Source organism: Stutzerimonas stutzeri, assembly GCF_000935215.1.
Classification (GTDB): Bacteria; Pseudomonadota; Gammaproteobacteria; order Pseudomonadales; family Pseudomonadaceae; genus Stutzerimonas.
Window position 1 is genome coordinate 34,064 of sequence record NZ_JXXD01000015.1, and the last position, 22,680, is coordinate 56,743.

At 60.6% G+C, this 22,680-nt stretch carries 24 protein-coding genes; 19 read left to right on the forward strand and 5 right to left on the reverse strand.

Annotated elements, in window-relative coordinates:
* Positions 1 to 85: 85 nt before the first annotated feature.
* On the reverse strand, positions 86 to 1,036 hold the full coding sequence (locus LO50_RS02260; protein ID WP_044313974.1) for an alpha/beta fold hydrolase: 951 nt from the start codon (positions 1,034 to 1,036) through the stop codon (positions 86 to 88).
* 37 nt (positions 1,037 to 1,073) lie between these two features.
* Positions 1,074 to 1,514, reverse strand: coding sequence for an organic hydroperoxide resistance protein (locus LO50_RS02265; RefSeq protein ID WP_044313975.1), 441 nt, complete (start codon positions 1,512 to 1,514; stop codon positions 1,074 to 1,076).
* 119 nt (positions 1,515 to 1,633) lie between these two features.
* On the opposite strand from LO50_RS02265, the gene LO50_RS02270 reads away from it, so the two are divergent.
* The 7 genes from LO50_RS02270 (at position 1,634) to selB (ending at position 11,697) form a co-directional block, all read left to right on the forward strand.
* The gene (locus tag LO50_RS02270) at positions 1,634 to 2,470 is read left to right on the forward strand and encodes an AraC family transcriptional regulator (RefSeq protein WP_044313976.1); all 837 of its coding nucleotides are present in this window, start codon (positions 1,634 to 1,636) and stop codon (positions 2,468 to 2,470) included.
* Between the two features lie 166 nt (positions 2,471 to 2,636).
* The gene (gene fdnG / locus LO50_RS02280; RefSeq protein WP_152623947.1) at positions 2,637 to 5,711 is read left to right on the forward strand and encodes a formate dehydrogenase-N subunit alpha; all 3,075 of its coding nucleotides are present in this window, start codon (positions 2,637 to 2,639) and stop codon (positions 5,709 to 5,711) included.
* Positions 5,711 to 6,649 carry a formate dehydrogenase subunit beta gene (gene fdxH, locus LO50_RS02285; protein WP_023444802.1) on the forward strand — a complete coding sequence of 313 codons (939 nt, stop codon included), beginning with the start codon at positions 5,711 to 5,713 and terminating at the stop codon, positions 6,647 to 6,649. Before fdnG ends, fdxH begins: the two co-directional genes overlap by 1 nt.
* 57 nt (positions 6,650 to 6,706) lie before the next feature.
* Complete coding sequence (locus tag LO50_RS02290; RefSeq protein ID WP_044313978.1) at positions 6,707 to 7,330, forward strand: formate dehydrogenase subunit gamma; 624 nt, start codon at positions 6,707 to 6,709, stop codon at positions 7,328 to 7,330.
* Positions 7,331 to 7,460: 130 nt separating this feature from the next.
* A complete protein-coding gene (gene fdhE / locus LO50_RS02295; protein ID WP_044313979.1) occupies positions 7,461 to 8,378 on the forward strand; it encodes a formate dehydrogenase accessory protein FdhE in 918 nt (305 codons plus the stop codon).
* Positions 8,375 to 9,784 carry an L-seryl-tRNA(Sec) selenium transferase gene (selA, locus tag LO50_RS02300; protein ID WP_044313980.1) on the forward strand — a complete coding sequence of 470 codons (1,410 nt, stop codon included), beginning with the start codon at positions 8,375 to 8,377 and terminating at the stop codon, positions 9,782 to 9,784. The genes fdhE and selA overlap by 4 nt, the downstream gene beginning before the upstream one ends.
* Entirely contained in the window at positions 9,781 to 11,697 is a 1,917-nt protein-coding gene (gene selB / locus LO50_RS02305) for a selenocysteine-specific translation elongation factor (RefSeq protein WP_044313981.1), read from the forward strand. Before selA ends, selB begins: the two co-directional genes overlap by 4 nt.
* Before the next feature lie 201 nt (positions 11,698 to 11,898).
* On the opposite strand, the gene LO50_RS23975 is transcribed toward selB, so the two are convergent.
* From LO50_RS23975 to LO50_RS25275, 3 genes are all read right to left on the reverse strand, one after another.
* Positions 11,899 to 13,611 (reverse strand): ATP-dependent nuclease, encoded by a 1,713-nt coding sequence (locus LO50_RS23975; protein WP_080902061.1) that lies wholly within the window; start codon positions 13,609 to 13,611, stop codon positions 11,899 to 11,901.
* Between the two features lie 18 nt (positions 13,612 to 13,629).
* The gene (locus LO50_RS02315) at positions 13,630 to 14,136 is read right to left on the reverse strand and encodes a hypothetical protein (protein ID WP_044313983.1); all 507 of its coding nucleotides are present in this window, start codon (positions 14,134 to 14,136) and stop codon (positions 13,630 to 13,632) included.
* 74 nt (positions 14,137 to 14,210) lie between these two features.
* Entirely contained in the window at positions 14,211 to 14,480 is a 270-nt protein-coding gene (locus LO50_RS25275; protein WP_044313984.1) for a hypothetical protein, read from the reverse strand.
* A 142-nt stretch (positions 14,481 to 14,622) separates the two neighbouring features.
* Between LO50_RS25275 and LO50_RS02325 the strand changes: the two genes are divergently transcribed.
* From LO50_RS02325 to LO50_RS02380, 12 genes are all read left to right on the forward strand, one after another.
* Positions 14,623 to 14,838, forward strand: coding sequence for a hypothetical protein (locus LO50_RS02325; protein ID WP_044313985.1), 216 nt, complete (start codon positions 14,623 to 14,625; stop codon positions 14,836 to 14,838).
* Between the two features lie 39 nt (positions 14,839 to 14,877).
* A complete protein-coding gene (gene pflM / locus LO50_RS23980) occupies positions 14,878 to 15,207 on the forward strand; it encodes a lysogeny maintenance protein PflM (protein WP_080902062.1) in 330 nt (109 codons plus the stop codon).
* Between the two features lie 4 nt (positions 15,208 to 15,211).
* A complete protein-coding gene (locus LO50_RS02330) occupies positions 15,212 to 15,988 on the forward strand; it encodes a DNA cytosine methyltransferase (protein WP_044313986.1) in 777 nt (258 codons plus the stop codon).
* A gap of 175 nt (positions 15,989 to 16,163) precedes the next feature.
* Positions 16,164 to 16,526 carry a hypothetical protein gene (locus LO50_RS02335; protein ID WP_044313987.1) on the forward strand — a complete coding sequence of 121 codons (363 nt, stop codon included), beginning with the start codon at positions 16,164 to 16,166 and terminating at the stop codon, positions 16,524 to 16,526.
* A gap of 15 nt (positions 16,527 to 16,541) precedes the next feature.
* Positions 16,542 to 16,721: a hypothetical protein gene (locus LO50_RS02340; protein WP_044313988.1), complete on the forward strand. Its 180-nt coding sequence runs from the start codon at positions 16,542 to 16,544 to the stop codon at positions 16,719 to 16,721.
* The gene (locus tag LO50_RS02345; protein ID WP_044313989.1) at positions 16,718 to 16,933 is read left to right on the forward strand and encodes a hypothetical protein; all 216 of its coding nucleotides are present in this window, start codon (positions 16,718 to 16,720) and stop codon (positions 16,931 to 16,933) included. The genes LO50_RS02340 and LO50_RS02345 overlap by 4 nt, the downstream gene beginning before the upstream one ends.
* 11 nt (positions 16,934 to 16,944) lie before the next feature.
* A complete protein-coding gene (locus LO50_RS02350; RefSeq protein ID WP_044313990.1) occupies positions 16,945 to 17,151 on the forward strand; it encodes a major capsid protein in 207 nt (68 codons plus the stop codon).
* Positions 17,152 to 17,301: 150 nt separating this feature from the next.
* On the forward strand, positions 17,302 to 18,705 hold the full coding sequence (locus LO50_RS25010) for a virulence factor TspB C-terminal domain-related protein (RefSeq protein ID WP_162484530.1): 1,404 nt from the start codon (positions 17,302 to 17,304) through the stop codon (positions 18,703 to 18,705).
* The gene (locus tag LO50_RS02365) at positions 18,705 to 19,019 is read left to right on the forward strand and encodes a DUF2523 domain-containing protein (protein WP_044313992.1); all 315 of its coding nucleotides are present in this window, start codon (positions 18,705 to 18,707) and stop codon (positions 19,017 to 19,019) included. The genes LO50_RS25010 and LO50_RS02365 overlap by 1 nt, the downstream gene beginning before the upstream one ends.
* A gap of 4 nt (positions 19,020 to 19,023) precedes the next feature.
* The gene (locus LO50_RS02370; protein WP_044313993.1) at positions 19,024 to 20,220 is read left to right on the forward strand and encodes a zonular occludens toxin domain-containing protein; all 1,197 of its coding nucleotides are present in this window, start codon (positions 19,024 to 19,026) and stop codon (positions 20,218 to 20,220) included.
* Positions 20,221 to 20,351: 131 nt separating this feature from the next.
* Positions 20,352 to 21,632, forward strand: coding sequence for a hypothetical protein (locus tag LO50_RS02375; protein WP_044313994.1), 1,281 nt, complete (start codon positions 20,352 to 20,354; stop codon positions 21,630 to 21,632).
* Positions 21,632 to 22,672, forward strand: coding sequence for a phage integrase (locus tag LO50_RS02380; protein WP_044313995.1), 1,041 nt, complete (start codon positions 21,632 to 21,634; stop codon positions 22,670 to 22,672). The genes LO50_RS02375 and LO50_RS02380 overlap by 1 nt, the downstream gene beginning before the upstream one ends.
* Positions 22,673 to 22,680: the final 8 nt, after the last annotated feature.

Sequence of the window (22,680 nt, forward strand, 5' to 3'; positions counted from 1 at the left end):
ACAAACCCCGCCATCTAGCGGGGTTTGTCGTTTCTGAGCGGCAAGTGACGCGGTGCTGCGAGCCGCTCGATAAAGCCGCGGCGCATCACTCCTTGAGAAAGGCCAGCAGATCGTTGTTGAAGCGCTCCTTGTGGGTGTCGGTCAGGCCGTGCGGCGCGCCGGGATAGACGATCAGCTTCGCATCCTTGATCAGCGCTGCGGATGCCTTGCCCGAGCTGTCCAGCGGCACGATCTGGTCATCGTCGCCGTGGATCACCAGCGTCGGCACATCGAACTTCTTCAGGTCGCCGCGAAAATCGGTGGCCGAGAAGGCGGCGATGGAGTCGTAGGTGTTCTTGTGCCCGGCCTGGAGCCCTTGGGCACGCCAGCTGTCGATCAACCCCTGGGAGACCTTCGCCCCCGGACGATTGAAGCCATAGAACGGGCCGGAGGCGAGGTCGAGGTACAGCTGCGCGCGGTCCTCCAGCGATGCCTTGCGGATGCCGTCGAACACTTCCAGCGGCAGCCCACCCGGGTTATCCGCGGTTTTCAGCATCATCGGCGGCACGGCGCTGACCAGCACGGCCTTCTTCACCCGTTCGGTGCCGTGGCGGCCGATGTAGCGCGCCACCTCGCCGCCACCGGTGGAGAAGCCCACCAGGGTGACATCCTTCAGGTCCAGCGCCTCGATCACCGCGGCCAGGTCGTCGGCGTAGTGATCCATGTCGTTGCCTTCCCACGGTTGGCTGGAGCGGCCATGGCCGCGGCGGTCATGAGCGACCACTCGGTAGCCCTCGGATGCGAGGAACAGCATCTGTGATTCCCAGCTATCCGAGTTGAGCGGCCAGCCATGGCTGAAGGTGACCACCGGACCGTCCTTCGGGCCCCAGTCCTTGTAGTACAGCTGCACGCCATCGGCCGTGGTGATGGTGCTGGCGGTGCGAGCACTGGCGATACTGGATGTCGGTTGCGTGGTCTGCTCCGGCTGCGCGGCGAAAACTGGCTGCATCGCGATGGCCAGCAGCGGGAGGGTGAAGGTGCGGATGATGGCATTCATGGCGTGTGTCTCCTGTTAGTAGGTGCGGTGGGCTGGATCAGTCGGCGAGGATCAGGGTTACGTCGATGTTGCCGCGGGTGGCATTGGAGTACGGGCAGACCACGTGGGCCTGGTTGACCAGCTCCTGCAACACGTCGTGGGCAATGCCGGGCGCGCTGATGGTCAGCTCGGCTTCGATGCCGAAGCCGGTAGGGATCTGGCCGATGCCGACCTTGCCGGTGATGCGGGTGTCGGCCGGCAGGGCGACCTTCTGCTTGCCGGCGACGAATTTCAGCGCGCCGAGAAAGCAGGCCGAGTAGCCGGCAGCGAACAGCTGCTCGGGGTTGGTGCCGGGGCCGCCGGCGCCGCCCAGTTCACGCGGCGTGGACAGCTGCACGTCGAGCGCCTGATCGGAGGAGCTGGCGCGACCTTCACGGCCGCCGGTGGCGGTTGCAGTGGCGGTTGCAGTGGCGGTGTAGAGAATCTTTTCGATGGTCATGGCTACGGTTCCTGTTCTGTCGGTAGGCCAGGGCGTTGTTGCCCGGTGAGAGCTATTCTGCTCGCCAGAAAAAACTATTGGTGACGTAGAATCCGTAAAACATGACCAGGAGTACGAAGATGGCCGACCGGCTCGCTGCGCTGATGACCCACTTCCCGATGAGCGCACAGGTTTTCAATACCGGCCCCCTGTGCGGCATCAACACGCTGCAAAGCGATGGCGTGCACGGACAGCTGCATCTGGTGCGCAGCGGTGCCGTCGAGGTGCATTACGGCAGGGACAATCTGCAGGTCGAGCGCCCCAGCCTGTTACTTTTTCCGCGCCCGCTGACGCACCGTTTCATCATCGCCCCCGGGCAGAACGCCGATATGGTCTGCGCAAACCTGTCGTTCGAAGGCGGCACCAGCAACCCGATCGCCTCGGCGCTGGCCGATGTCGTCTGCCTGCCGCTGGATCAGGTCTGGGGCGCCGAGCCGATCCTCTCGCTGCTGTTCGAGGAGGCCTTCGAGCAACGCTGCGGTCGCGTGGCATTGGTCGAACGGTTGCTCGAAGTGGTGATGATCCAGGTTCTGCGCCAGCTGATGGAAAGCGACGAGGTGGATGGCGGGCTGCTGTCCGGGCTGGCGCACCCGCGCCTGCGCAATGCTCTGGTGGCGATGCACGAGGCGCCGGCACAGGACTGGACGCTCGAGGAGCTGGCCAGCGTTGCCGGGATGTCGCGCAGCGTGTTCGCCACGGCCTTCCGCGAGACCGTCGGCACCACGCCGGGCCAGTATCTGCAGGGCTGGCGCGTCCGCCTGGCGCAGAAGGCCCTGCGTCGCGGACGGCCGATCAAAATGATCGCGTTCGAAGTGGGCTACGGCAGCGAAGCCGCGTTCTCCCGGGCGTTCAAGGCGCACGCCGGGCATTCGCCTCGGGAGTGGAAAAAGCAGCTGGCCATGGCCGCCGATGCCTGAATGCCTGAATGCCTGAATGCCTGCCTCGACCCTGGCGCCTTCATCGGTGCAGCCAGACACAGCGGAACGTGGAATTAGTCCTTCACTTTGCCGATTGTTGACTAAGCTGCTTAGCAGACGCCGGCAAAGCATCGGCGTACCAGCCTGATAAGAAGGAGAACCTCCGATGGATATGAACCGTCGACAGTTCTTCAAGGTCTGCGGTGTGGGCCTTGGGGCGTCGAGCATGGCGGCATTGGGTATGGCCCCACCGACGGCGTATGCCGAGTCGATCCGGCATTTCAAACTGACCAACACGCGCGAAACCCGCAACACCTGCCCCTACTGCTCCGTCGGTTGCGGGCTGATCATCTACAGCCAGGGCAGCGGCGGCAAGAACGTCGCGCAGAACATCATCCACATCGAAGGCGACTCCGATCACCCGGTCAACCGCGGCACCCTGTGCCCGAAAGGCGCCGGCCTGCTCGACTTCGTTCACAGCCCCAACCGCCTGACCCACCCGGAAGTCCGCGAAGCCGGCAGCAACGAGTGGAAGCGCATCGAGTGGAGCGACGCCCTCGACCGCATCGCGCGGCTGATGAAGGACGACCGCGACGCCAACTTCGTCGAACGCAACGAAGAGGGTCAGACGGTCAACCGCTGGCTGAGCACCGGTTTCCTCGCCGCCTCGGCGTCATCCAACGAGGCTGGCTACATCACCCACAAGGTGGTTCGTTCACTCGGCATTCTGGGATTCGATAACCAGGCACGTGTCTGACACGGCCCGACGGTGGCAAGTCTTGCCCCGACGTTTGGCCGTGGAGCCATGACCAATCACTGGTCCGATATCCAGAACGCTGACCTGGTCCTGATCATGGGCGGTAACGCCGCCGAAGCGCACCCGTGCGGCTTCAAATGGGTCACCGAGGCCAAGGCGCGCAACAAGGCGCGGCTGGTGGTGGTCGATCCGCGCTTCACCCGTTCGGCCTCGGTGGCCGACATGTATGCGCCGATCCGCACCGGCACCGACATCGCCTTCCTCGGCGGGCTGATCAACTACCTGCTGGAAAACGACAAGATCCAGCACGAGTACGTGGTCAACTACACCGACGTCTCGTTCATCGTGAAGGAAGGCTTCGGCTTCGAGAATGGTCTGTTCAACGGCTACGACGGCGATCGGCGTACCTATACGGACAAGGCCAGCTGGAGCTACGAGCTGGACGATGAAGGCTTCGCCCGCGTCGACAAGAGCCTGACCCACCCACGCTGCGTGTTTAATCTGCTCAAGCAGCACTACAGCCGTTACACGCCGGAAGTGGTCAGCAACATCTGCGGCACACCGCAGGACAAGATGCTGCAGGTGTGGGAGACCATCGCCGAAACCTCGGCACCGGGCAAGGTCATGACCATCATGTACGCCCTGGGCTGGACGCAGCATTCGGTCGGTTCGCAGATGATCCGCACTGGCGCCATGGTGCAGCTGCTGCTCGGCAACATCGGCATGCCTGGCGGCGGGATGAACGCGCTGCGCGGGCACTCCAATATCCAGGGCCTGACCGATCTCGGCCTGCTCTCCAACCTGCTGCCGGGCTACATGACGCTGCCGCTGGAAGCCGAGCAGGACTACGCGGCCTACATCGCCAAGCGCACCGCCAAGCCGCTGCGCCCGGGGCAGCTGTCCTACTGGCAGCACTACGAGAAATTCCACGTCAGCCTGATGAAGGCCTGGTACGGCAAGAACGCCACCGCGGAGAACAACTGGGGCTACGACTGGCTGCCGAAGCTGGATATCCCCGGCTACGACGTGCTCAAGGTGTTCGACATGATGTACCAGGGGCAGGTCAACGGCTATTTCTGCCAGGGCTTCAACCCCATCGCCTCGTTCCCCAACAAGGCCAAGGTCAGCGCCGCGCTGGCCAAGCTCAAGTACCTGGTGATCATGGACCCGCTGGCCACCGAGACCTCGGAGTTCTGGCGCAACGCCGGCGAGTACAACGACGTCGACACCGCCGGCATCCAGACCACGGTGTTCCGCCTGCCGACCACCTGCTTCGCCGAGGAGGACGGCTCGCTGGTCAACAGCGGTCGCTGGCTGCAATGGCACTGGAAGGCCGCCGAGCCGCCGGGCCAGGCGCAGACGGACGTGGTGATCATGGGAGGGCTGTTCCATCGCCTGCGCGAGCTGTATCGCAAGGAAGGCGGCGCCTATGCCGAGCCGCTGCTCAACATCGACTGGGGCTATCGCCAGCCGGAAGAACCGACCGCCGAGGAAATCGCCCAGGAGTACAACGGAAAGGCCCTGAGCGACGTCTTCGACCTGCAGACCGGAGCGCAGGTGGCCAAGGCCGGGGAGCTGCTGCCAGGCTTCGGTCTGCTGCGTGCCGACGGCACCACCTCCAGCGGCTGCTGGATCTGGTGTGGCTCCTGGACCCAGGCCGGCAACCAGATGGCCCGACGCGACAATGCCGACCCCTACGGCATGGGGCAGACGCTGGGCTGGGCATGGGCCTGGCCGGCCAATCGGCGCATCCTCTACAACCGCGCCTCGGCCGACCCGGCCGGCGACCCGTGGGACCCGCAGAAGAAACGCTTGGTGTGGTGGGACGGCACCAAGTGGGGCGGCACCGACGTGCCCGACTTCAAGGTCGATTCACCACCCGAAGCCGGCATGAACCCGTTCATCATGAACCCCGAAGGGGTGGCGCGGCTGTTCGCCGTGGACAAGATGAACGAGGGGCCATTCCCCGAGCATTACGAGCCGTTTGAGACGCCCATCGGCCGCAATCCCATGCACCCGGATAACGTCCAGGCCATCAGCAATCCGGCCGCGCGGGTGTTCAAGAACGACATGGAGCTGTTCGGCACCGCGGAGGACTTCCCCTACGCGGCCACCACCTACCGGCTGACGGAGCACTTCCACTTCTGGACCAAACATTGCCGGCTCAATGCGATCACCCAGCCCGAGCAGTTCGTCGAGATCGGCGAGGTGCTGGCCAACGAGCTGGGCATCAAGGCCGGCGAGCGGGTCAAGGTGTCGTCCAACCGCGGCTACATCAAGGCGGTGGCGGTGGTGACCAAGCGCATCAAGCCGCTGACGGTGGACGGCCAGACCGTGCATCACATCGGCATCCCGCTGCACTGGGGCTTCGCCGGGGTGGCGCGCAACGGTTACCTGACCAACACGCTGACGCCGTTCGTCGGTGACGCCAACACCCAGACGCCGGAGTTCAAGTCGTTCCTGGTCAACGTGGAGAAGGCATGATGGCTACTCAAGACGTGATTGCCCGCTCCGCCACGACTACCGAGCGGCCGTCGATCCGCGAGATCGGCGAGGTGGCGAAACTAATCGACGTCTCCAAGTGCATCGGCTGCAAGGCCTGCCAGGTGGCGTGTTCGGAATGGAACGACCTGCGTGATGAAGTCGGCACCAGCAACGGGACCTACGACAACCCGATCGACCTCACCGCCGAATCCTGGACGGTGATGAAGTTCGCCGAGTACGAGAACCCCGGCAGCGGCAACCTCGAGTGGCTGATCCGCAAGGACGGCTGCATGCACTGCGCCGACCCGGGCTGCCTCAAGGCCTGCCCGGCGCCGGGGGCCATCGTGAAGTACGCCAACGGCATCGTCGACTTCAACCAGGACCACTGCATCGGCTGCGGCTACTGCATCACCGGTTGCCCGTTCGACATCCCGCGTATCTCCGAGAAGGACAAGAAGGCCTACAAGTGCACGCTCTGTTCCGACCGCGTGTCGGTCGGGCTCGAGCCGGCCTGCGTGAAGACCTGCCCCACCGGGGCAATTGTCTTCGGCAGCAAGGACGATATGAAGGATCACGCGGCCGGGCGTATCGCCGATCTGAAGGAACGCGGTTTCGACCAGGCCGGCCTGTACGACCCCGATGGTGTCGGCGGTACGCACGTGATGTACGTGCTGCACCATGCCGATCAGCCCTCGCTGTACAACGACCTGCCGAACGAGCCGACCATCAGTCCACTGGTCGGCCTGTGGAAAGGCGTGACCAAGCCCCTCGCCTTGCTGGGCATGGGCGCGGCGGTGCTGGCCGGCTTCTTCCACTACACACGAGTCGGGCCGATCCGCGTCGAGGAAGAGGATGACAAGGCCGAACTCAGCGAGCCCGTGGTGCACCAGGTCGATCCTTCGGTGCATGTGGTCGACCCCAAGGAACCGCGCCCCTGATCCCGGCGGCCCCGTTCACGGGGCCATCCTCGGAGTCGATCGCTCAAGGAGCCAACGATGAATAACAACGACATCGAACGCTACAACCCCTCGCAGCGAACCAATCACTGGATCGTTGCCATCCTCTTCGTACTCGCCGCGCTGTCCGGCCTGGCGCTGTTCCATCCGGCGCTGTTCGGCCTCTCCGGGCTGTTCGGCGGCGGCACCTGGACGCGCATCCTGCACCCCTTCATCGGGGTCGCGATGTTCGTCTTCTTCCTCTGGCTGGCGATCCGCTTCGCCGGGCATAACCGCATCGAAGCACGCGACCGCCAGTGGCTCAGGCAGATCAACGACGTGGTGTACAACCGCGAGGAAAAACTGCCGGAAGTCGGCCGCTACAACGCCGGACAGAAGGTGCTGTTCTGGGTGCTGATCCTCAGCATGCTGGTGTTGCTGCTCAGTGGCATTGTCATCTGGCGCGAGTATTTCAGCAGTTTCTTCGGCATCGTCTCGCTGCGCTGGGCCAGCCTGCTGCATGCCATCGCCGCCTTCGTGCTGATCGTCAGCATCATCGTGCACATCTACGCCGCCATCTGGATCAAGGGCTCGATGGGCGCGATGCTCTACGGCACCGTCAGCCGCGCCTGGGCGCGCAAGCACCACCCGGCCTGGTATCGGGAGATCACCGAGCGCAAATAAGCACACCGCTGTAGCCGAAGATTCCCCGCACACGCGCGGGAGTCTTCGACCTCGCGCATCATCGAAAGCCGAGCGACAGCCGGTGACGGACTATGCTGTTCGGCACAACCCCAAGAATAAGGAGTCCTGCGTGGCAGGCACCATTCTCGAACCCGGGCAGATCGAAGCCGCTGCCAGCAAACCACCCTTTCTCAACCTGCCACCGCTCAACCTGTTCGCCCTGCGCAGCGAGCGCCTGACCAGGCTCGCCGAAGGCCATCCGTTCGCCGACTACCTGCGCCTGCTGGCAGCGGTGTGCCAGGCGCAACAGCAGGTGCTGGACAACCCGCCGGCACTCGCCCCGCTGGATGAACACCGCACCCGTGAAAGCCTCAAACACAACCTGCCGCCCCTGGCTGCCGATACCCTGGTCCGCGACGATGCCTGGCTGACGATGCTGGATGCCTGGCTGGAAGCCTTCGTGGTGCCGGACAACCCTGCGGTAGCCGCTGCCATCGAGCAACTGCGCAAGACCGAAAGCGGCCAGCGCAAGGCCTGGGCCGTGGCACTGGTCAGCGGCCAGTACGACAGCCTGCCGCCGGCGCTGGTGCCCTTTCTCGGCGCCGCCCTGCAACTGGCCTGGAGCCACCGGCTGCTGCAGCTCGACCTCTCCGACCTGCGCGAGCGCGAAGACCAGACCCACTGCCCCTGCTGCGGCGCGCCACCGATGGCAGGCATCATCCGCCATCGCGGGCAGCTCAACGGCTTGCGTTATCTGGTCTGCTCGCTGTGCGCCTGCGAGTGGCATTACGTGCGCGTCAAATGCAGCCTCTGCCGCAGCACCAAGAAGCTCGACTACCTGCACTTCGAAGGCTCACCGCAGGGCATCAAGGCCGAGGTCTGCCCCGAGTGCAACGGCTACCTCAAACAGCTCTACCTTGACCTGGCGCCGGATGGCGAAAGCCTGTCCGCCGACCTCGCCACCCTGGACCTGGACCTGCTGCTGGCCGAGCAGGGTTTCCAGCGTCAGGCACCCAACCTGCTGCTGGCACCGGGGGGCGATGCATGAGCAGCAGCCACCTGCCCTCGGTCGACAAGCTGCTGCGCGACCCAGCCTGCCAACCGCTGCAACAGCGCTACGGTCGCCAGGCATTGCTGAGCACCCTGCGCGACCTGCTCGATGAACTGCGCGAGCCGGCCCGCCATGGCCAGCTGGCCGCACTGGAACTGTCCGAAGCGGTGCTCGCCGGGCGCGCCGGCGAACGCCTGGCCAGCCAGCACCGCAGCCGCGTGCGCCGGGTGTTCAACCTCACCGGCACGGTGCTGCACACCAACCTCGGCCGCGCCTTGCTGCCGGATGAAGCCATCGAGGCGATCACCCTTGCGGCGCGCTACCCGCTCAACCTGGAGTTCGATCTCGCCACTGGCAAGCGCGGCGACCGCGACGACCTCATCGAAGGGCTGATCCGCGAGCTGACCGGCGCCGAGGCCGTTACCGTGGTCAACAACAACGCCGCCGCCGTGCTGCTGGCCTTGAACAGTCTCGGCGCACGCAAGGAAGGCATCATTTCCCGCGGCGAGCTGATCGAGATCGGCGGTGCCTTCCGCATCCCCGACATCATGGCCCGCGCCGGCGTGAAGCTGCATGAAGTCGGCACCACCAACCGCACCCACGCCAAGGATTACGAAGCGGCCATCAACTCGCGCTCGGGTCTGTTGATGCGCGTGCACACCAGCAACTACAGCGTGCAAGGCTTCACCGCCAGCGTCGCCACCGCCGAACTGGCGCGCATCGCCCATGCCCACGACCTGCCGTTGCTGGAAGACCTCGGCAGCGGCAGCCTGCTCGACCTCTCGCGTTGGGGTCTGCCGAAGGAGCCGACGGTGCAGGAAGCGCTGCGCGACGGCGCCGATATCGTCACCTTCAGCGGCGACAAACTGCTCGGCGGCCCGCAGGCCGGGCTGATCGTCGGCAGCAAGGCGCTGATCCAGAAGATCAAGAAGAACCCCCTCAAGCGCGCCCTGCGCGTCGACAAGCTGACCCTCGCCGCGCTGGAAGCGGTGCTCAACCTCTATCGCGACCCCGACCGCCTCGCCGAGCGCCTTACCAGCCTGCGCCTGCTCAGTCGCCCGCAGACGGAGATCCGCGACCAGGCCGAACGCATCGCCCCGGCACTGGCCACCGTGCTCGGTAAAACCTGGCTAGTCTCCGTAACCGATGCCCTGGGCATGATCGGCAGCGGCGCGCAGCCGGTGGCACGCCTGCCCAGTGCCGCCCTGTGCATCCGCCCGCAGCAACCCAAGCGCCTGCGCGGCCGCAGCCTGCGCCAGCTGGAAGAAGCCCTGCGCTGCCTGCCGATTCCTGTGCTCGGGCGCATCGATGACGACGCCCTCTGGCTCGACCTGCGCCAGCTCGACGACGAACCGGCCTTCCTCCAGCAAATGGTGCACCTGCAAGAGGAGCTGGCCCGTTGATCGTCGGTACCGCCGGCCATATCGACCATGGCAAGACCGCACTGCTGCAAGCCCTCACCGGGCAACAGGGCGACCGCCGCCGCGAGGAGCGCGAGCGCGGCATCACCATCGACCTCGGCTACGTCTACGCCGACCTCGGTGAAGGCAGCCTCACCGGCTTTATCGACGTGCCGGGCCACGAGCGTTTCGTGCACAACATGCTGGCCGGCGCCAGCGGCATCGACTGCGTGCTGCTGGTGGTCGCCGCCGACGATGGCGTCATGCCGCAGACCCGCGAACACCTGGCCATCGTCGAGCTGCTCGGCATCCGTCGCGCGCTGGTAGCGCTGACCAAGATCGACCGCGTCGAGCCGGTGCGCATCGCCGAAGTCCAGCAGCAGATCGAAGCCCTGCTGGCCGCCGGACCACTGGCCGGCGCGCCGATCTTCCCGGTCTCAAGCATTCGCGGCGACGGCATCGACGCCCTGCGCACCGCGCTGATCGAAGAAGCCGCACGCACCGCCGCACGCAGCGACAGCGGCCACTTCCGCCTGGCCATCGACCGCGCCTTCAGCGTCACCGGCGCGGGTGTGGTGGTCACCGGCACCGCCTTTGCCGGGCGCGTACGAATCGGCGACGAACTATTGCTCGGCCCCGTCGGCAAACGCGTGCGCGTCCGTGGTCTGCACGCACAGAACCGTGAAGCGGGCGAAGCCCATGCCGGCCAGCGCGTGGCGCTGAATCTTGCCGGTGAGCGTTTGGCCGTCGAACAGATCCATCGCGGCGACTGGCTACTGCACCCCTTGCTGCACGCGCCGACGCAACGCATCGATATCGACTTCCAGCTGCTGCCCGGCGAGGCCCACGAACTCAAGCACTGGACGCCGGTGCACGTGCACCTCGGCGCCCAGGACGTCACCGCGCGCGTCGCCCTGCTCGAAGATGCGAGCCTGGCACCGGGCGAACGCGCCTTTGCCCAATTACTGCTGAATGCACCGAGCCACGCCGTGCATGGCGACCGCATCGTCCTGCGCGATCAGTCCGCCCAGCGCACCCTCGGCGGGGGCCGCGTGCTCGACCCGTACGCACCACCGCGCAATCGCCGCCGCGCCGCACGGCTGGAGCAACTTCGCGCCCTCGCCCAGCCGAGCCTGGAGCAGGCATTGCCGCCGCTGCTCGCCAGCGCCGCCAACGGCATCGACCCACAAAGCCTGGAACGCCAGTTCAACCGCCCGCGCGATGGCTGGCAGCTGCCGCACGGCGTAGTGGAAGTAGGTACACGACTGGGCCCACGACTGTTCGATCAGGCCCGCTGGAGCGAACTCGAAACCACCCTGCTCGCCACCCTGCAGCGTTTTCACGAAGAACAACCCGACGAACTCGGCCCCGACCGGGACCGCCTGCGCCGCTACGCCCTGCCGCAACTGGAACGGCCGGTGTTCATCGCCCTACTGGAACAGGCACTGGCCGCCGGCAGCATCGAAACCAGCGGCCCCTGGCTGCACCGCCCCGATCACCGGGTGCGCCTGAGCGATGCGGAAGAAGGTTTGAAGGAACGCCTGTGGCCGCTGCTCGAAGCCGGTCAGTTCGACCCGCCCTGGGTCCGCGACCTGGCACGGGGCCTCGGCGTCGATGAAACGCAGATGCGCAATCTGCTCCGCAAGCTCGCCCGCCTCGGCCTGTTGCAACAGGTGGTGAAAGATTTGTTCTACCCCGAGTTCACCATTCGCCAACTCGCGGGGCATGTACTGCAACTGGAAGCACAAAGCGGCGTGATCCGCGCCGCCGCCTTCCGCGACCGCATCCAGCTCGGCCGCAAACGCAGCATCCAGCTGCTCGAACACTTCGACCGCATCGGCCTCACCCGCCGCTTCGGCAACGAACGCAAAGTCCGCCAGGACAGTGCCTTGGCGATCCAGTCAGGCCTGGGGTAGGCTGGTCGTCGCTTCCTTTTCGCTTCTGGACCAAATAAGGAAGGCAATCGCACCCGGTGGTGCGGCCGGGCTTCAAATCCTGTTTTATTATCGCTCGTCAGGGAACATCATTGGTTAATACTGGCTACTCGGCCCCACCTCGAAATTGGTTTTGGCCATCTCAAGTCTTTAAAGGTCTTTATTTTCGACAGTTCTTCGACACTATTCGACCGGAGTGATCAGTTTTAAGAAACGTTCATCTCTGAGCGCTTCAGACGGCTCCAACAACAAATCTGGATCTGCCTTCAAAGTTTCTTGTATGAATTTCTTTGTTTTCCCAAGCAACTCCTTTCCAGGCGTCAGATACAAACCAAACTGGGCATACCAATCGTCTGCGATTCCGTCAGCGATAGCTACATCTATCTGCCCATCTTTATTAAGCGCTAGATCTCGTCTATGCCTATGAATAAAGTTACGCAGCTTTCTTTTCGTCTCACCCTCAAGCTCTTTGATATGCGCCTCATGCACCTCACGCGCATCCTCAACAGAAATTCCATATATATTTGAAACATGCTGAGGATCGCAAAAATATGATTCTATCTCTTGATACTTTGTCACAAATAAGGAGATGCTCTTTTTTTCACAATCATCAATTAGCTTTATTATATCTCTATCAGAGTCTATTTTTTCATCTCTATCAACGTGCAAAATTACTTCTGCAGTAGGAATTTGTTTATGCACAAACCCCTTTAATATTTTTGCGAAATCAACTTTCGCGCACCCTTCATAAGAATGAAGAACAAACTCATCTTCGCTCAGGCCGTTTGCGAGGATAAATTTTTTAAGGAATGCTTTTTTCTCTTTTATATTATCAACTTTATCTTCTGTGACGACTATGTATCTTAGCTTCTTTTTAGAAAACAAATAGTCAGCATCGGCAGCGCCAATATCTATGAGTATTTTACTTTCCTTTACATCTTCAAATACCCTGCCGCCTTGGAAGTGAACTACGTTCGCTTGATCTTCCAAGGCTTCCAAAATGTATCTAGAGTGAGTTGAAAAGACGATCTTCAAAGTCTCATTTGCTTTCGCCCGCTTGGCGAGCTCATGAGCTAGGTTCTTCTGTTTGGTCGGATGAATATGGGAGTCAGGCTCATCTAACAGAATTATCTTCGGACTGAAGTATTCTATATAAGCAAATATCTGTATGACTTGGAGCAGCCCAGTCCCTACGGAGTCCAGAGGGAGTTCGATTCCGGCGTAGTCAACATGCACATGAATATATTCAGACTTATTTTCATCAAACCTTACAATTACTTTCACCTCTTCATATATGTTATTTACAGAAGAATGGAAAGCCCTCCACTTTTGCACGTCTTTACTTATCGAGTAAAGAATGTTCCGTAAGTAGTTATTGCTATCCCCGCGAGTTGCTGACTTCTTAACAGTGATTGAAACTTCATATTTTTCTTGAGTTGGAATCCCAGCAATTCCCGGGACATAAACACAATACGGCTTGGCAATATTGCTTAACTCATCACCTAAAGCCTTTCCACCACTAAGCAAAGTACTAAATCCACCATTTTTTCCTTTAGATATTTTTAATGTGGATGAGTTGCCGTCAGAAAAAATAAACTCAATCCAAGCTCTATCTTTCTTTGTCCTAGAACCGGTTAGCCTTTTGCCGTGATAGAGATATTCAATGCTTTTAGTAGGTGTATATAGAAATTCACTAGAGTCAAGAGATAGCGTTTTCTGCCCCTTCGACCAAGTTCCGCCGGCCAAGCTTAGCGTTTGGCAACCAGAAATAGCGAACTGAATCCCTTGAATAAAGCTACTCTTCCCTGAGTTATTTGCCCCAATAAATATGTTCAGGGACTTAAGATGAATGGATGCCTCGTCAATCTTCTTAAACTTCTTGATTTGAATATCCATTACGTCTGCAACACCTTTTTAATTTCCGCAGGCTTTTAATTTTTTGATTGCAGTTCGTTCGGTGGGATTGTCGTTATGCTGCTCCCACCAGAATTTGCACTCCGCCGTCTGGTAGCGCCTTTCCTGCTGGAGTCTCGCTAGCTCTGCTTCGCGATTTTCCTGCTGTTGGGCCTGCTGCCGCGTTCGCGAACTGGCTTGCGCCGCTGCCCGTTGCCGCATTTCAATCTGCGACTGTCGAGTACTTTGCTCGGCTTGCTTGAAGGCTTGCTGCATATAGAGAGCAGCTTCGTTTACGGCTGCCCGCATCCGCTGCTCCTGGATGTAGTCATAGAAGAGCTTGCCGCCCCATAAGCCGCCGACAATGATGATGGCGGCCAAAATAATGGCCTGGCTGGTGTCCATAGGACGGTGGGCGTGTTGGGGGCTGATTGGTTGCCAGCCTCGACGCTCATTGCGATCGTCGATTTCCTCGTCCATGTCGAAGCTGAGGTTGTTCAGCTGCTCGTCGATATCACGTCTATCCATGTGATCCACCTCCTAACCGTTCCTTGTTCCATGTACTCGGGCGTACCAGCGCCTAGTCACTTCCTTGGTGATCGCTATCCCGCGTCTTGACTGGTCAAGTTTCGGTTGGCCTCGTCGTAGTCGGGGCTTGTTTGCCCGCACTCAGGGGCGACTTTTCCGCTGGCCAGCCAAAGCGCGTAGTGAGGAAAAACCCGCACAAGCACGTCCAGCTCTTCGCTGCTAACGCGAACAGTCTTATGTCTGATGTTCTTCCATCGGCTGTAGTTGATTTCGGAGGCACGGACTAACTCATCCAAGCCCGCCTTATAAATCAAAGCTATCGCTCTATCTTGTATTAATTCCATATCGATCTAACAGGCTTCGAGTTTAACAATTGAACTCTAGCGGGCAGGAAGCTATATTGTCTCTACGGTTTAACTATTAGACACAACAGTTAAACCAGCGTATGCCAACAATGACCAACATAGTGCAACAAAGGCCAAGGACATGGAAGGAAACCTACCGCCGAAAGACCTTCTCACCGCGCCACCTGTGATGCCGTGGCGGCAATTCGCTGACTGGATTCGCATGGGTGAAGAGCACGACGTGGTGTGGGGCTGGATTCGCAACGGCTACATCCCCTCTCACAAGGTCGGCAAATACGTGATGGTGAACGTCGCGCTTCTGACCAAGCAGCTCATGGAAAAGGAGTGGGACGCATGATCCGCGCCGCCTACGGAAAGCCAGCCCAGGGGATGACCCATGAACAGTTACCAGCGCCTTCCACATACTGCGGATTGCGCCTGCTCTGTCTGCTGGTCCAGACGCGAAATGGCGAAACCCGCTCGCTCCCAGTCCATACCCTGCGCCCAATGCCGCCCCGCATCTGCGGTGCCGATACGCACCTTACAAATGGGCCGCGTCGGTGGGATCTGGAAGCCCCTGCTTTCGGAATGGAAGGTGGAACCGACCTTTATCTGCGAGAAACACACGCGACCCGACCGACCGCCGAAGTATTGGAGCGTTGTGCTCGACACTGGCCGGCCAACGCCCTACGTCCCGATTCACGAACCGTTCGAGCTGGTGGGGTGATGGTATGAGACAGCCAACCGCTCTCGTCGCTTGTGAATTCTCCGGTCGCGTCCGTGATGCGCTGACCCGCGCCGGGTTCTACGCCGTCAGCTGCGACCTGCTGCCATCCGAGACCGAAGGTGAACACATCCAAGGTGATGTGCTGGAAGTGCTCGAATGGGGTTGGGATCTGCTGATTGCCCATCCGCCCTGCACGGATCTGGCAACGTCAGGTGCCCGGTGGTTTCCCGAGAAGATCGCTGACGGTCGCCAAGCACGCGCTCTGGATTTCGTACGCAAGCTGCTCGCCGCGCCGATCCCTTTCAAGGCGCTCGAGAACCCCAAGTCGGTTATCTCCGGTCAGATTCGCAAACCGGATCAGATCATCCAGCCCTGGATGTTTGGCCATGGCGAGCGCAAAGAGACCCACTTCTGGCTCCAGAACCTACCGCTCCTGGTACCGACCGAAATCGTCGACGGGCGCGAACCGACAGTGCATCACATGGCACCCGGACCGGACCGCTGGAAGAACCGCTCGCGAACCTACCAAGGCATTGCGGACGCTATCGCCGCGCAGTGGGGCGGGCATGTGATGAGTCAGCTCGCAAATCCAGCTCGACCTGTCCTGGTCCAGGGCCGCGCTCCCGGCTCGTCGGATCACGCTTCACCGATCCGTCGAACGGAAGCACGGGGCGAAGCCTTCACCCTTGACCCGGCACGAACCGAAACAGCCTCCGCTCGGGAGTGTGGGGAGTGCTTTTCCCCCCGCGCTCCTGAGCCCTCGGCGGCAAGAGTGGGATGACAAGGGCAAAGCCCTTGGTGTTAACCAACTAGAGAACACGCACAACGCGAACTTTTAACCCGTAGGCCAAGTAACAACCGAACAGCGGCAAAACGTGAAGTTGCCTGCTCGGGATCGCTCGGCCTGCAGAAAGCAAAGCAGCGCAATTAAGCGCAACTAGAGAGAGGAAACACAAATGGCACGTTCGACTATGGAAGTTGCATTTCTCGGCACTCAACGCTTCGACGGTGAAGCGGGCCAGAAGTACATCAAGGTCTTCTACGGCGATGAACCGGACGGCAAGACCGAACACGGCCTGTCGATCATCGGCATGGCAGCAGCGGACGAAGTAGCCGACGAAATCTTCGCAGCCGGCGCCAAGTTCGAGCCGCTGCAACTGGTGCGCATCCACTTCGAGATTGCCCGTGGTGGGCAGAACAAGGGCAAGAACCTAGCGCTGCAACTCGAAGCCGTGAAGCCACGCAACGGCACCGAAGCCCCGCGCACCCCGACCCCACAACCGCAAGCCAAAGCCGGCGAACCGGCCAAGGCCAACTAACCGGGAGGGGCGGCCATGTTGATCAGTGACCGAGTGATCTGCGACTGCTGCGGCAATGACATGGGCAAGCTCATGGCGCTGCCTGCGCCGCAAACCGATCTGCTGCCGGATCTCAGCCTGCCGCCCCATTTCGCCGTCTGCCCCGACTGCGAACCCCTCGAACAAGCCGCCGACCTCCTCGAGGCCGGTGCATGAATTTCCTTGCCTGTGATGGTGACTGGCTGCAGGGCGCTGATGGCTCGCCCATCTGCTCCGGCTCGCTGGTAGCCCTCACGGTCGAGGAAATGCAGAGCCTCTACGGCGCTGCACTCACCTGGGAACAGGTCACCGAGCTACAGGGCGAAGCCATTGTGTTGTTCGCCACCGTGTTTGGCTTCCTGGTCCTGAAAAAAGTCCTGAAACAGTGAGGTAACAACCCATGCAACACATCAAGACCCTGCGCCGCTCGCTCGGTGCCGCTGCTGCAACCGGCCTGCTGGCCGTTCAACAGGCCTACGCCGCTGTTCCGCCCGAAGCCACCGGCGCACTCGATGAAGCCGGCACCGACGTTGGCACCATCGGCTGGGCGGTGTTCGCCGTGATCATCGCCGCCATGGCGTTCAAGTACATGCGCCGCGCGCTGTAACCGGAAACCGCGCACTGCAAGTGCCGAAGCAAACAAACCCCGCTCCGGCGGGGTTTTCTCTTCAAGGGAAACGCCAATGAGCTACGAACTGTACGTCCTGATCCTTTCCACCCTGGCGTTTTACCTCGTGTTTTTTGGGCGGGTGTGAAGATGGACTATCTACGCTTTCATTCCTTTGTTCAGAAAACTTGGCGTTCTTTGCTGCTCTTGGTGCCATGGCTATTATTTTGTCAGGCCGTTAGTGCGGAGAATTATTATTGGCGCGCATCTAACACTCCGGCAGCCGGTACATTCCCTAGTTTTGCTGCCGCCATTGCCGGTTATATTGAGTACAGGGAGACGGACACTCTTTACTGGACTGAAACCTCACGCTCGATGACTAGTGCTACTGAGGGCATAGCTTCGTTTGATGCTATTACTAAGTCGACTGGCAAGGTATGGGGTACTCAATCGAATGTTTTATTTCAGCGTTTAGGAGATACTTGTCCAACTGGTACTGAATACGACTCTACAATTGGCGAGTGTGTTTCGCCTCCGAATACTTGCGAATCAACCAACGGCCAAACCATCCTTCACCAGCACCTGATCAAGAGTGCTGTCGGTCAGCCCTCGACCGAACCCCCTGGCAGCGTTTGCGCCAATAGCTGCCAGTACACCTGGGGCTTCACCGCGCCGACCAATGTCTACGCCTACACCAGCGGCAATCCTCCGGGCGTGTTCGGCTCCTACGAGTACAAAAGCGCCGGGCTTGAATGCACCGGTGGCGAACCCACTCGCACCGCACCTGCCGGTACGAGCGAAACCACCAACCCCGACGACACGCCGACGCCCGACCCGGATAACAGCTGTCCGGAGGGCTACGTCTGGAACGGGACGTTTTGCAGCAAGGAACCCCCAAAACCCTGCGACCCAGACGTTGAAGTAGGCGGCTGCGATGACACTGAAAACCCCAACCCGGAGGAGCCTACCGATCCCGAAGTTCCAGGCGAAGGGGATGGTGACGGCGACGGTGATGGAAGCGGTGACGGGGATGGCTCAGGGGACGGCGAGGGCGATGGTTCAGGGGATGGTGACGGCAGCGGTGATGGGACGGGCGAGGGAGAAGGTGACGGCCAATGCGACCCAGCCACCGATTCAGACAAGTGCATCAAGCCTGGGGTAACCGGCGAAGCCTGCGATGCCGAAATTAGCTGCAAGGGCGATGCGGTCCAATGCGCGATCCTCAAGCAGCAGAAACAGATGCGCTGCAACGCCGAAGAGCAGGCCAACTTCGAGAACAAAAAGACCGACATCCAAGGGCTGTTCCAGGGCGAAGAGTTCGAGTTGAAGGAGGCTGAGGTTCAAGCGCCGAGCTTCATCGACAGCGCTGGTCGCTTCCTGCCGTCCGGTTGCCCGTCACCCGAGAGCATGAACCTTCGCTCAAGCGGTGGCCGCACCCTGCAAATCAAGTACGAACCCCTCTGCCAAGCCGCTACGGACATGTCCTGGCTGATCGTGGCCTTTACCGCAATGTTCTGCGCCGTCTATGTAGGCCGCGCCTTTGGAGGTGCCTGATGCATTTCTATTACCTCGCCATGCTCGCGGTGATGATCGTCAAACCATTGGTGATGATGGTCCTGCGGGTACTTGGGATCGGCATGGTCAGCTACCTCGGCATCAACTTCGTGATCGGTGAAGCCAAGGACTACATGCTCGCCAACATGGGCAACGTCGCTCAGTCGATCCAAATGATCCTGGGGCTGGCGAAGATCGATGTGGCGCTGAACATGTACTTCGCCGCGATCACAACCCGAATGGTCCTGACCGGCATCGACAAGCTTGCCGATCGCCGTACCAAGCTCGGCAACGTCACCACTTTCACGGCCTGATCCCATGCTCATTATCCGCACGGGAAAGCCGGGGCACGGCAAGACCCTCAACACCATCCGCGAAGTCGATCAGAGCGCCCACGCGCAAGGGCGCGTCGTCTACTACCACAACATCAACGGCCTCAAACCCGAACAGCTCAAGGCCAGCTGGTTCGTGTTTGAAGATCCCGAGAAGTGGTTTGAGCTACCGGCCGACGCGATCATCGTGGTCGACGAAGCCCAAGGCTGGTTTGGCTCTCGCGATCCCAGGGCGCGGCCTCCCGAGCACATCACCCGCTTCGAGACCATGCGCCACCAGGGCCACGAAGTGCATCTGGTGACCCAAGACCCGCGCTACCTCGATGTTCACCTTCGCCGGTTGTGCAACTCGCATATTCATTACTGGCGCGTCTTCAAGTCATCCCAGTTGCTGCGCTTCGAGTCGGAAGTGGTGGTGGAAAAGGTCGAGGTGAAATCCAGCTTCAAGGATGCGGACAAGAAGTCGCTGCGGCTGGATAAGAAGTACTTCGGCGCGTACACCAGTACCAACGCCAAGCACCACTTCCAGGCCAAGGTGCCGACCAAGTTCCTGTTGGCCGCGGCGGTGATTATCGGAGCGGGGTTCTTGGTGTATCGCGCCTATGCCCGGTATGAGCAAGAGAAAACCGCGCCCCAACCAGCAGACCAGATCGGCGCGCCGATTGAATCCGCAAGCATGGTTGATCAGGCCAAAAGCGTTGTTGGCTCCTTCATCAACCCCATCGGCACCCAAGGCGCTGAACAGCCACAAACGCTCGAGCAGTACCTCGGCTCGCGTGTGCCTCGCATCCAGGATGTGCCCGGCTCCGCACCGATCTATGACCAGCTCAACGCCCCGCAATCCTTCCCTAAGCCCATCTGCATCGCCACCACTGACCGAGAGCTGATCAGCCGCAACCGAAGGCGAATGAGCATCGGTGACACCGAGGATGGGCTGACCGGGTGCCGATGCAACACCCAGCAAGGCACGTTGCTGGAGGTGTCGTTCGAGTTCTGCATGTCTGTTGTGCAGAACGGCTACTTCGACCCCACCAAACCCGACCGAGGCTCGATGCAGGACCAGAGCCGAAACAACCAGCTACCGGCAACGCAGCCGGTTGCACAGCCTCGCCAGAACCAGAACGAAGCCCAGGGCACACGCTTTACCCGCGTGCCCTATGAGAAGGGGGAGTTCCTGTGGTGAAGACCGTCAGCGTGCCCCTGGCACGCACGGCGAGGCACGAGCCGGCGTGCTGCGCGCGCTGACGTCCCTGTAGCACGTCAGATAAACAGAGTTGAAACCGTCCGTTAATGGACATTGTTGGAGATTCAAGAATGCGCGTTAAGGATCAAGCAAGACTGGATCGGGTAAGCGGAATTCCTTCCAAGGATGGGCGGCTATTTGTCGATCCGGGTACGGCAGCGATCACCGATCTATCGAAGGTCCGTTTGCTCCGGTGTGGCGTTGATACGGTCCGCCAGTTGTACCGGGGGCTGATCCGCCCGGAAATCATGGCGCTTTTCGAGGAACCGGGCGCGATGGTCGAGTTCGCCGGTGAGTTCTGGCATGCAGGACGTGTTGGCCGTGACTCGGGCTACCAATACAAGCTGCAGAACGCCGACCTCGGCTTCATCCTCCTGATCAAAAACTTCAACGCCAAGCTAGAACAAGTCGGACCACACCTGAAAATTGAGGTGTCGCCCCATGCCATCGACGCGCTGTCGCCCGAGCGCCTGCAAGAGCGTATGGATTATTACGCTGCTGCCGTGATGACCCATCGCGAACGCAATCAATGCGCCGTCCACCTCGCGTTGGATATTCAAGGCTGGGCGCCTCCCGCTGACCTGACCGCCCACATGCACTGCCGCGCACGCGCTGTACGCGATATTTCAGGCATCAAGGAAATTCAGTGGACGATGGAGTCTGCCACCTATGGCAAGGGCCAATCCTTCTTGTTTGGTTCCGCTAGTGGTGTGCAACTCGGCATCTACAACAAGACGCTCCAGGCTCGCGCTCATGACAAGCTCGATTTCTGGGAAAGCGTCTGGCGTCGCCGGGATTCATTCGATGCGACCGATCCAGATAACTACGATCCTGAATCGGATGTGTGGCGTGTCGAGCTGCGCTATCACCATTCGGTCATTCAGCAGTTCGCTAGCGGCTCAATCAGCGCTAAGACTGGCGAAGCCATCGAGACCGATTCGTTCGCAGCCCTTGCACCTCATCTCGATGGCCTGTGGCGCTACGGCCTGCGCCAATTCAAGTTGCTGCATCGTCCTGGACAATATGAGCCGATCTGGACACTCATTCGTGATGATGTGCGTGTCGATTTGCCCGTTGATTCGCTGGTCGATGAAACGGAATACAAGCGTTACTACAAGACCAGCCGCGGCTTCAGTGGCAAGAACGTCGAGCTGTTCCTGGGAAACTTTGTAAGCCTGCTGGCACGGGAGCGAGTGGGCGCTAAGCAAGCCTTTGACCGGCTGAAGGAGTGGGAATGCTGGCCGGTGATTCGCGATCACTACGCCTCTAAGGACATGAGCGAGCGCGACCTGTACAAGCACATCAAGAACCTGCTGCAAGAGCGCCATGTTCGTTGGGGGCGTGCTGTCTGATGGCGATTCAGCAATTGCCTGATGGCCGGTGGCGGGTCGATGTTGAGCCGATAAAGGGCAAGCGCTTCCGCAAGACGTTCAAGACCAAAGGCGAAGCCCAACGCTTCGAGGCGACCTGTCGATCCAAACTGATCGAAAGCCCGCAATGGTCACCCAAACCAAAGGATCGTCGTCGGCTGTCCGAACTGGTGGAGTGCTGGGGCCGTCTGCATGGCCGCTCGCTGGCCGACTATGAGGGTCGCCGCGTCATCATGGACCGCATGGTCGAACGCCTCAGGGACCCCGTGGCGATCACGTTCACGGCAACGGATTTCGCGGAGTACCGCGCCAAGCGGATCGCGACAGGCATCAGCCCGAAGACGCTGAACAACGAACTCTCCTACCTGCGAGCGTTGTTCAATGAGCTGCGGCGGCTCGGTGAGATCGAGTTCGAGAATCCGCTCGCCCTGCTCCGCGCGATACGGCTGCAAGAGCGGGAACTGTCGTACCTCGACGCACAGCAGATCAACCGGCTCTTCCAGGTGTTGCGTCGCATGACGCACCCGCATGTCGAGCTGATCGCCATGATCTGTCTGGTGACGGGCTGCCGTTGGGGTGAAGCGCAAGGGCTGACGGTCAGCCGGGTGAGCGATGGGATGGTCCAGTTCGTCAACACGAAGTCGAAGCGACGCCGGGTGGTGCCCATCGATCCGAAGCTGGCCGACCGCATCCGTGATCATCTGCGAGAGCATGGCGCATTCAGCAATTGCCGGGACCGATTCGATGAAGCCGTCTCGCGTGCGGGTCTCGGATTGCCTGCCGGACAGAAATCACATGTCCTTCGGCACACTTTCGCCTCCCACTTCATCGCGAACGGTGGCAACATACTGACCCTGCAAAAGATTTTGGGTCACTCGTCTTTGGCAATGACGATGCGCTACGCGCACCTGTCGCCAGATCACCTTCAAGACGTGCTAGCTTTCGGCCCTGCTAAGGATTTTCGACACTTCTTCGACACTACCGCTTCGGAGTCTCAACCGGAGAGGAAAAATCCTTTGTAAATCAATAA